This window comes from Sphingopyxis sp., assembly GCF_965279725.1.
In the GTDB taxonomy this organism is placed as follows: domain Bacteria; phylum Pseudomonadota; class Alphaproteobacteria; order Sphingomonadales; family Sphingomonadaceae; genus Sphingopyxis.
This window is the reverse complement of record NZ_CBDIIL010000003.1, coordinates 1,586,265-1,596,410: the sequence shown is the minus strand read 5'-3', so window position 1 is coordinate 1,596,410 and position 10,146 is coordinate 1,586,265. Positions and strand designations below refer to the sequence as shown.

Genomic DNA, 10,146 nt, shown 5'->3' with positions numbered 1-10,146 from the left:
GAGTACTGATGATAATCTTCGGCGCGGTAAAAGGTTTTGTAGGTCTCGATCGGCACCACGATCGGCTTGGCGAAATAATTGCCCTTGCCGATCTGCGCCAGATACGCGGTCGCGACCTTGCGCTGACTGGCGTCCATCGGGACAATTGCGGCGCGATATTGGGTACCGCTATCTGGCCCTTGGCGATTTTTGAGCGTCGGGTCGGCGCCCACCGAAAACAGGATGCGCAGCAAGGTGCCGTAGCTGACCTGCGAGGGATCATAGACGATACGAACCGCCTCGGCATGGCCCGATTTGCCGTCGTGGGTCAGATCATATTTGGCCGTCGCGGCGCTGCCGCCATGATAACCCGATTCGACCGAAACCACGCCTTTGACGTTCTGAAACACCCCTTCGATGCCCCAAAAACATCCGCCCGCGAGCACTGCTGTCGCGCGCTTGGCCGTCACCGCCGGATCGACCGCCGCCGCCGGCAGCTTGACGACGCTTTCAGCTTGCGCCGGGGCGCATTGCGCCACCAATGCGCCAGCGATCAACGTCGCGAGAATGCGGCCAAACGGGGGGCGATCAGGCGCTGTCACGCCGGGATCGGCAATGCCGGTTGATTGAGCACGATAAAGGTCGCGCCAATCGCGAAGCCTGCGAGCATGGACAAAAACCAGTCGGAGCGGAGCATGGTGAGCATAGGTGCCTCTTTTTTTCATATAGCGAATACGCGGGGGAGACCGCTTTGGTTACACCGACGGTATGGCGCGCCCCGACCAGCCGTGCAGTGATAGCCATCACCCTAAGCAGGATGGCTTACTATCCGGTGAACCGGGCGCTTAACCGCCGTTCATGTGCAAATGGGTTCCGCCGCCGCGATTACAAGACCGATCGGTACAGAATTCTTATGCGGGTGCCAAATCATGGCCTCCGCTCATAGAAGGCGATGATTATGACAGCGCGGCGCACGCCTGCTGGATGCGTACACACGCTTCCTTCAGCACCGCTTCCGACGTTGCATAGGAAACGCGGAACGCCGGCGAGAGCCCGAACGCCCCGCCGTGCACCGCCGCGACCTTGGCGCTATCGAGAAAATAATCGATCAGCGTCTCGTCGCTGTCGATCAGCAGCCCGTCGGGGGTCTTCTTGCCCATGCAACCGCTCGCGTCGGGATAGACATAGAAGGCGCCGTCGGGGGTCGGACAGCTGAGCCCCGGCGCGTCGTTGAGCATCGCAACGACCATGTCGCGGCGCTTTTTGAACGCGGCGTTGCGGTCGTCGAGGAACTGCTGCGGTCCACCCAGCGCGGCGGCGGCGGCGGCCTGCGCAATCGAGCAGGGGTTCGACGTCGATTGCGACTGGAGCTTGGCCATCGCCTTGATCAGCCACGCGGGGCCGGCCGCATAACCGATGCGCCAGCCGGTCATCGCATAGGCTTTCGAACAGCCGTTCACCGTCAGAATGCGGTCGATCAGATCGGGGCAGCGCTGAGCGAAGGTCGAAAACTCGAAATCGGCGTACCAGACATGCTCATACATATCGTCGGTCATCACCATCACATGCGGGTGGCGGCGGATGACTTCGCCCAGTGCATCGAGTTCCTCGCCCGAATAGGCGGCGCCCGACGGGTTGGACGGCGAATTGAACATGACCCAGCGCGTTTTCGGCGTGATCGCGGCGTCGAGCTGGGCGGGCGTGATTTTGTAGTTCTGGGCCGCGGTGCCTTCGATGATGACCGGCGTACCGCCCGCAAAGGCCACGATGTCGGGGTAGCTTACCCAATAAGGCGCCGGGATGATCACCTCGTCGCCCTTGTCCACCGTTGCGACCAGCGCATTGAACAGCGTGTGCTTGCCGCCGACGTTGACCGTGATCTGGTCGAGCCCGAAATCGAGGCCATTGTCGCGGCGAAACTTGCCGCGGATCGCCTCTTTCAGGGCCACGGTGCCGTCGACCAGCGTATATTTGGTCTGCCCGTTGCGGATCGCCTCGATCGCCGCTTCCTTGACGAAATCAGGGGTGTCGAAATCGGGTTCCCCGGCGCTGAGTCCAATCACATCGACGCCCGCCGCTTTCAGCGCCGATACACGCGCGGTCATGGCGAGCGTCGCCGACGGCTGGATGCGGTTCAGAGCGGCGGAGATATGCGGCTTCAGCGACATGAGAATACTTTCCGTGGCTTGCGCGGACAGGCGGCGAAATTGACAGGAAATTGCGCGGGGCCGCGCCTAAAGCGTCCGACCGACATTCGCAAGCGCGCCGCTTGATAATTTACCTATGCAACGCGCAGGTCAGCCTATCGCGGATGCCGCAGCGTCCACCAGCCGCGCCGGCACCAGTCCGCGCAGCGAATTGCCGATGAAGAACCCGTCCGCCAGGTCGGCGAGGCGCAGATGCGATTCGACCGCGCGGCCCTTGTCGATCAGGTCGGCGCGCAGCACCCCCGGCAGCAGCCCCAGCGCCAGCGGCGGAGTGAGCAACTGGCCGTCACGCTCGACGAAGATGTTGCTCCAGCTGCCCTCGGTGACAAACCCCGGCTCGTCGACGAACACCACCTCGGCGGCGCCGCTGTCGTGGCGCGCCGTATCATAATCCGCGCGCAGGCTGGTTTTGTGGACCAGACGAAAATCATCTGCCGCCATCGGCGCGGGGCGCACCGCGACCGGCACCGGCAGTTCGGCAAGTCGCGGCAGCGGCGACACCTCGACCGCGAGCGCGCCCGACGGCGCCAGCCGCATCCGGACCCGGGCCGCGCTGCGCAGGCGGAATGTTGCCGATTGCAAACTGTTGCGCGCGCCGTGACGATCGAATGAAAAACCCAGCAATTCGGCGCTCGCCTTCATCCGCGCCAGATGGCCTTCAAGCCGCTGGACGCCTTCGATCGGATCGAAGAACATCGTTTCGATCAAGTCGAAACTGGCCCCCGCTGCGCCCACAAACTCCCCCTTCGCAAGACATTCCCGCCATTCCTCGGCCGGTTGGCTGTCGGCGACGATTCCCGATCCCAATCCCAGCGTGGCGGGATTTGCGCCATCCTGCAACCCATTGGATTCAGGCAGCACCAGCGTCCGGATCGCGACGTTGAACGCCGCATCGCCTCCGGGCTCGATAAAGCCGATCGACCCGGTGTATATCCCGCGCGCCGCATCTTCCAGTTCGTCGATGATCTCCATCGCCCGCACCTTGGGCGCGCCGGTGATCGACCCGCAGGGAAAGGCAGCGCGCAGCACATCCACCGCGCCCACGCCGGGCGGCAGGTGCGCACTGACATCGGACACGAGCTGATGGATCGTCGGAAAGCTTTCGACGCGAAACAGGTCGGGCACCGCAACCGATCCGGGGATCGCGACCCGCGACAGGTCGTTGCGGATCAAATCGACGATCATCAGATTTTCGGCCCGCTGTTTGGCATCGCTCGCCAGCTCGCGCGCCGCCGCGGCATCGGCGTCGACATCGGGCAGCCGCGCCGCCGTTCCCTTCATCGGCCGCGCGATCACCTGGCCGCCGCGCAGCGCAAAAAAGAGTTCGGGCGAGTGCGACACGATCGCCCGTTCGCCCGTCCAGATGACGCCGCCATAGCCCGCCCGCGCGGTCCGCCGCAGCCGTGCATGGACCGCCAGCGGATTGCCGAGCACCGGCACATCGGCGCGAAATGTAAAATTCGCCTGATAAATATCGCCGGCGTGGATCAGCGCCAGCACCGCCTCGACCGCGGACAAATAATCGCAGCGCGACACCCGGGGGGTCACCGCGCCGACCCACGCCGACGCGGGATCGGGCAGCAGCCCGGGGATGGCATCGGCGTCGATCCGTTCGACCTGGTCGAACAGCGCGAACCAGCCCAGCGGCATCTCAGCATCGGTGGGCGCATCGTTCGCAGCGCCGCCGTCCACCGGGCCGCGCCACGCGGAGGCCAATCCTTTGCCCGCCTCATAGGCCAGATAGCCCGCCACATAGAGCCCGCGCGCCTGCGCTGCCTGAAGCGCGTCGAGCAGCGAGGGGACGTCAGCGGCACCCTTTGCCGTCACAATATCGACGGGGTTCTGGAACAATCGCGCCGGGGCTGCGCCCTCGGCCCGCGCATCGTCGAGCAGCACAAAAGGTGCGGCACCGGGCCCAGGGACCGGGATCGCGACCTTAACCGCCATGCCAGCCTTGCCCGTCGGCGCGGTCGCGCGCGATCAGCGGTCGCGCTTCATACGGATCGTGCGGCCGCCGTTGATCGTCGCAAAATAGCTGCCCATCGTCGCGACCTTGATCTTCACCTTCTGGCCCGACTTGGGCTGGTGCGGCAAGTTGGTCGTGTCGATCTGCACCCACACCGCGTCATCTTCCATCGCCAGGATATATTTGCCCGACCGGTCGGTGCTGACCGAGCGGATCGTCGTCTCGATTTCCTTGACCTCGTCCTCATCGCCGCCAAAAATTCCGCCGAGCTTGGGAAAGGAAAAGCCGAACAGCCCGCGCCGTGCCTTCTTGGCGGTCTCGCGGTCGGTAAAGGTGATTTCGCGCGCCGCATCGGCGCTCGACAGCTCGCCGACCTCGCGATCGAAACACGCAAGCCGCGCCGCCGGGTCGGCGATGTCGCGGCAGGCATAAAGCTCCTGAATCTGCGCTGGCCGCACCGGCGTGTCCTTGTCCTTCGCGGCCGCCGGGACGGCAAAGGTGCAGGCCAGAATAGCAAGCGGGACGGCGACGCGCGATGACAGCAGCAACATGACAATAACCCCTGGCGAGAAAGACGGCCCTGCCTAGCGGCGGCGACCGCGCGCCGCAAGCGCGGCCCGGTTGCGATGTCGGCTTACTGACCCTAGTGTCAGGAAAGCCATCAGAACAAGAGGATTTTTTCCGGCAATGAACAGCGAGTTTTCCTGGTCGACCGACTACCGCCATCCGACGACCTGGGACCAGTCATTCGCGCCGCTGTCGCTGCCCGACATGCTCGCCGCCAGCGTCGCGGAGCGCGGCGACGCGGCGATGCTCGATTTTCTGGGTCGCCGTTTCACTTATGCCGAAGTGGCCCGCGGCGCCGCCCGCGTCGCCCGCGGCCTTCAGCAGCTTGGGCTCGGCAAAGGCAGTCGCGTCGGCCTGTTCCTGCCCAACGTCCCCCATTATGTCGCGGCCTATTATGGCGCGCTCGCGGCCGGGGCGACCGTGGTCAATTTCTCGCCGCTCTACACCGCCCGCGAGCTTGAGGAGCAGGTCGAGGATTCGGGAACCGATACGCTGTTCACGGTCAGCGCCGCCGCGCTGCTACCCACCGCGCGCAAGGTGCTCGATGGATCGAGCCTCCAGCGCCTTGTTGTCGGTTCGGTCGCGGGCGGGCTACCCGCCCACAAAGCGTGGCTTTACCGATTTTTCAAACGCGCCGAGATTGCGCCGTTGCCCGCCGACCCGCGCATCATCCGCTTTTCAACGCTCATCGCCAATGACGGCCGTCCCCAACCCGTCGCCATCGACGCCGCAAATGACGTCGCGCTGATCCAATATACCGGCGGCACCACCGGAACGCCGAAGGGCGCAAAGCTGACCCACCACAACCTGACCGCCAATGCGCGGCAGGTGAATGCGATCGATCCCGACCATGATGCCGCCGATCGCATCCTCGGCGTGCTGCCCTTCTTTCATGTTTTCGCCAACACCTGCGTCCTCAACCGCACCATCCTCAACGGCGGGACGATCACGATGTTGCCGCGCTTCGATGCAAAGCAGGCGCTCGCAGCCATCACCCGGACCAAGACGACCGCGCTCCCCGGAGTGCCGACGATGTATCAGGCGCTGCTCGACCATCCCGATCTGGCGAAGACCGATTTCTCGTCACTGCGCATCTGTATTTCGGGCGGCGCACCGATGCCCGCCGAGCTGCGCGAGAAATTCACCGCGACGACCGGCGCCTCCCTCGTCGAAGGCTATGGCCTGACCGAAAGTTCAGGCGTCGTCGCGACCAACCCCTATGATGGCCCGATCCGGGCCGGGACGATCGGCCAGCCCCTGCCCGCGACGCATATCCGCTTGCTCGACAAGGAGGACCCGACAAAAGACGCCGCCACCGGCGAGCCGGGCGAGCTGGCGGTCAGGGGGCCGCAGATCATGCAGGGCTATTGGAACCGCCCCGACGCCGACGAGGACAGTTTCACCGCCGACGGCTGGCTGCGCACCGGCGATGTCGCGGTGGTCGAGGATGGCGGCTATATCCGCATCGTCGACCGGCTGAAGGACATGATCGCGGTCGGCGGCTTCAAAGTCTATCCGAGCGTGATCGAGGCGCATCTCTACGAACATCCTGCGATCAAGGAAGCGATCGTACTCGGCGTGCCCGACGCCTATCGCGGCGAGGCGCCCAAAGCGTTCGTCACGCTGGAGGAGGGCTATGAGATTTCGGGCGAAGCGCTCGCCGCCTGGGTCAACCCTCAGCTCGGCAAGCATGAACGGGTAAACGCGGTCGAGGTGCGGCAGACCCTGCCCAAGACGATGATCGGCAAGCTCGACCGCAAGGCTTTGCGGGCGGAAGAGGGCTGATCCAATCCGTCGTCATCTTTAGCAACGGATTGGATGACAGATATCGTCAATGAGACATTGTAACCTCTGTCATGTTATGCCATATCTCGCTTTGCAATTGCCCCAATGGAGAATCGGGTGACCCAAGTCGCCAGCCCTGCCCCTGTATCGACGCGCCTCAGCGCGATGGTGCGGGCTGCGCGCGATTCGCGGCCACTGACGTCGCTCAGCGGCGATCAGCTGGCGATGGGATTGTCGGGGCTCTGCCTCGTCCACTGCCTCGCGACCACGATCTTCTTCGCGTCGATCGCATCGGTTGGCGGGGTGTTTCTCGAAAGCCATTTGTTCCACGAAATAGGCTTGATCGTTGCGATCGGTTTTGCGCTCATCACGCTCATCTCGGGCGTGCTCAGCCATGGGTATATGATGCCATTCGCGGTCGGCAGCTTCGGGCTCGGCATGATGGCGGGCGCGCTATCGCGGCCACATGACGGCACCGAAGTGCTGGCGACGATGATCGGAGTCGCCGTCGTCGCGCTCGGCCACGACCTCAACCACCGCGCGCGGCACTGATCCCGGTGCCGAAACGGACTGGTCCGCCGCTTGCGGGCCGCCCTTAAACACCCTACATTATCTCAAGTCGTCGCAGGGTCATCCCGCGGCATGAGGAAACGCCAATGGGCAAGCATGATCATCCGCACGTCGAGGCCAGCGGCGCCTCGCTCGCCAAAGCGGCGCAGACTGCGCTCGAGAGCGCGGGCGAAGCGTGGACCGACATGCGCGCCGAGATTTTCGACGCCGTCGCCGAAATCGGCAAACCCGCCAGCGCCTATGAAATCGCCGACATCGTGTCGAAGAACCGCGGCAAGCGCGTCGCGCCGAACAGCGTCTATCGCATCCTCGACCTGTTCGTGGCCAACAACCTCGTCCGCCGGGTCGAAAGCGCCAACGCCTTTGTCGCCAACAGCCATCCCGGTTGCCTGCACGACTGCATCTTTCTGATCTGCGACACCTGCGGCAGCGCGGTCCACATCGACAATGATACGCTGTCGAGCGGTGTCCGCGCCGCCGCCGACGCCACCGGCTTTGCCGCCGAACGCCCGGTGATCGAAGTGCGCGGCAAATGCGCCGAGTGCCAATAAGGTGAGCAACCGCGCTCCATCGGGCATCTGAACGATGGTCGGGGGGCTTCAGCACTGGATCGAAGCACAGCGGGCGCGTCCATCCGCGCCGACGCGCGCGTGGTATTGGACGCTCGCGTTCGGCGTCGCCACGCTGCTGTTCGGATTCTATCTTGGCCAGGTCTTTCCTCAAGCGGGCCATGACATCGCGCCGGGCTATGGCGCGCCGGTGCTCGCCTTTGAATTCGCCGACAGCCAGGCCGACCTCGAAGCGATCTTCGGCTTCTTTACCGACCCACAGCAAGTGACGCGCCTCGCCGCGATGCGCGCCGGGAACGAGCAAGACTATCTCTATATGCTGCTCTACGCGGGCTTTCTGGTAAGCGGATGTATCGCGCTGTGGCGCGAGCTTCGGCTACGGCCGATCCTCGCCGCTGCGGCGCTACCGATCGTCGCGGCGCTGGCCGATTCATACGAAAACTGGCTGCTTTTCGACATTCAGGCCGCTTTCACCGCGGGCGACTATTCGCCCGCGATGTCGAGCCTGCCCACGCCCGTCGTCGCCAAGTTCCTGTTGCTCGCGGCGACCAATGTCGTGATCGGCGCCGCGGCGATGCAGATGGGGCGGTGGTGGTCGCTGTTCGGCACGGTGGCGATCCTCGCCGCGATCCCGACGGTGATGGCGATCATCACCCCCGCCGCCTTCGCCTGGGCGCTCATCCCCTCGGCGGCGGGCGGCTGGATATTGCTGCTCGCACTCGCAGCGGCGGGCAGCTGGCAGGCGTGGATCAACAATCGGCCGCTCGTCGATTTCGACCGCGCGATTGTTGAACCGGCTACGCTGCCAGTCACCGCCGCGACGCGCCCAACGTTCGGCCGCCGCAAAACCTAACCCCTTCCCACCCCGCGCCACCGGGTCTAGGGAATCCGGCGAATCCTGCCAAAAGGGGGAAAGGCTGCACCATGAACACCGTCATCATCCGCGAGGACGACCTCGTCGAAACCATTGCCGACGCGCTCCAGTACATCAGCTATTTCCACCCGATGGACTATATCCGCGCACTCGCCGCCGCCTATGAGCGCGAAGTGTCGCCCGCGGCTAAGGACGCGATGGCGCAGATCCTCTCGAACAGCCGCATGTGCGCCGAGGGGCATCGCCCGATCTGCCAGGACACCGGCATCGTGACCGTCTTCATCAAATGGGGGATGGACTGCCGCCTCGACAGCCCGCGCAGCTTGCAACAGGTCGTCGATGAGGGGGTGCGCCGCGCGTACCTGCACCCCGAAAACAAGCTCCGCGCCTCGATCCTCGCTGACCCGGCGTTCAGCCGCGTGAACACCAAGGACAACACACCCTCGGTGCTCAACGTCGAAATGGTCCCCGGCAACAAGGTCGTGATCGACGTCGCGGCGAAGGGCGGCGGCAGCGAGAATAAATCGAAGTTCAAGATGATGAACCCGTCGGATTCGATCGTCGACTGGGTGCTCGAAATGGTGCCGCAGATGGGCGCCGGCTGGTGCCCGCCGGGGATGCTCGGCATCGGCATCGGCGGTACCGCCGAGAAGGCGATGCTGCTCGCCAAGCAATCGCTGATGGATCCGATCGACATGACCGAGCTGCTCGCCCGCGGGCCGAGCAATCCGACCGAGGAACTGCGCATCGAGCTGTATGAAAAGGTCAACGCACTCGGCATCGGCGCGCAGGGGCTTGGCGGCCTCGCGACGGTGCTCGACGTCAAGATCGCCGACTGGCCGACGCATGCCGCATCGAAACCCGTCGCGATGATCCCGAACTGCGCTGCGACCCGCCACGCGCATGTGACCCTCGACGGCAGCGGCCCGGCGCTCCTCGAACCGCCTAAACTCGCCGACTATCCGCAGATCGACTGGAAGCCCGACACGGCGGCGATCGGCGTCGACCTCGACAATCTGACCCCCGACGTCGTCGCGAGCTGGAAACAGGGTGACCGGCTCCTCCTCAACGGCAAGATGCTCACCGGCCGCGACGCCGCACACAAACGGATCGCCGAGATGCTCTCCAAGGGCGAGGAGCTGCCGGTCAGCTTCCGCGACCGCGTCATCTATTATGTCGGCCCGGTCGATCCGGTCGGCGAGGAAATCGTCGGCCCCGCCGGCCCGACGACCGCGACGCGCATGGACAAGTTCATGGACATGATGCTCGATCAGGGTCTGCTCGCCTGCGTCGGCAAGGCCGAACGTGGCCCCGCCGCGACGCAGGCGATCGCCAAGCACAAAAGCGCCTATCTGATGGCCGTTGGCGGCGCCGCTTACCTCGTCGCGCGCGCGATCAAGGGCAGCGAGGTCGTCGGTTTCGCCGACCTCGGCATGGAAGCGATCTACGAATTCGAGGTCCAGGATTTCCCCGTTACCGTCGCGGTCGACAGCGAAGGCCAGAACGTCCACGTCAACGCCCCGGCGCTGTGGCAAAAGCGGATCAAGGACGAAGGGTTGCTGGAGAAGGCGTAGGATAGCGCCCGCGCTATTGCCTTCGGCTACCAATCGTTCAAACATCCCCGCGACA

Annotated in this window: 9 protein-coding genes; 5 read left to right on the top strand and 4 right to left on the bottom strand. The window is 64.6% G+C overall.

Annotated elements, in window-relative coordinates; genetic code table 11:
- The 4 genes from msrA to ACQY6T_RS16645 all read right to left on the bottom strand — a co-directional run.
- Positions 1 to 581, bottom strand: a 581-nt coding sequence (gene msrA, locus ACQY6T_RS16660) for a peptide-methionine (S)-S-oxide reductase MsrA (RefSeq protein WP_428632613.1), incomplete at its 3' end; no start/stop codon positions are given.
- A 354-nt stretch (positions 582 to 935) separates the two neighbouring features.
- Positions 936 to 2,147: a pyridoxal phosphate-dependent aminotransferase gene (locus ACQY6T_RS16655; protein ID WP_428632612.1), complete on the bottom strand. Its 1,212-nt coding sequence runs from the start codon at positions 2,145 to 2,147 to the stop codon at positions 936 to 938.
- Between the two features lie 129 nt (positions 2,148 to 2,276).
- On the bottom strand, positions 2,277 to 4,133 hold the full coding sequence (pabB, locus tag ACQY6T_RS16650; protein ID WP_428632609.1) for an aminodeoxychorismate synthase component I: 1,857 nt from the start codon (positions 4,131 to 4,133) through the stop codon (positions 2,277 to 2,279).
- A gap of 33 nt (positions 4,134 to 4,166) precedes the next feature.
- Entirely contained in the window at positions 4,167 to 4,703 is a 537-nt protein-coding gene (locus ACQY6T_RS16645; RefSeq protein WP_428632607.1) for a hypothetical protein, read from the bottom strand.
- Between the two features lie 136 nt (positions 4,704 to 4,839).
- Between ACQY6T_RS16645 and ACQY6T_RS16640 the strand changes: the two genes are divergently transcribed.
- From ACQY6T_RS16640 to ACQY6T_RS16620, 5 genes are all read left to right on the top strand, one after another.
- Entirely contained in the window at positions 4,840 to 6,504 is a 1,665-nt protein-coding gene (locus ACQY6T_RS16640; RefSeq protein ID WP_428632605.1) for an AMP-binding protein, read from the top strand.
- Positions 6,505 to 6,621: 117 nt separating this feature from the next.
- A complete protein-coding gene (locus ACQY6T_RS16635) occupies positions 6,622 to 7,056 on the top strand; it encodes a MerC domain-containing protein (RefSeq protein ID WP_428632603.1) in 435 nt (144 codons plus the stop codon).
- A 104-nt stretch (positions 7,057 to 7,160) separates the two neighbouring features.
- The gene (locus tag ACQY6T_RS16630; protein WP_428632601.1) at positions 7,161 to 7,625 is read left to right on the top strand and encodes a Fur family transcriptional regulator; all 465 of its coding nucleotides are present in this window, start codon (positions 7,161 to 7,163) and stop codon (positions 7,623 to 7,625) included.
- 34 nt (positions 7,626 to 7,659) lie between these two features.
- A complete protein-coding gene (locus ACQY6T_RS16625) occupies positions 7,660 to 8,496 on the top strand; it encodes a hypothetical protein (RefSeq protein ID WP_428632599.1) in 837 nt (278 codons plus the stop codon).
- Between the two features lie 71 nt (positions 8,497 to 8,567).
- Positions 8,568 to 10,091: a fumarate hydratase gene (locus ACQY6T_RS16620; protein WP_428632598.1), complete on the top strand. Its 1,524-nt coding sequence runs from the start codon at positions 8,568 to 8,570 to the stop codon at positions 10,089 to 10,091.
- Positions 10,092 to 10,146 lie beyond the last annotated feature (55 nt).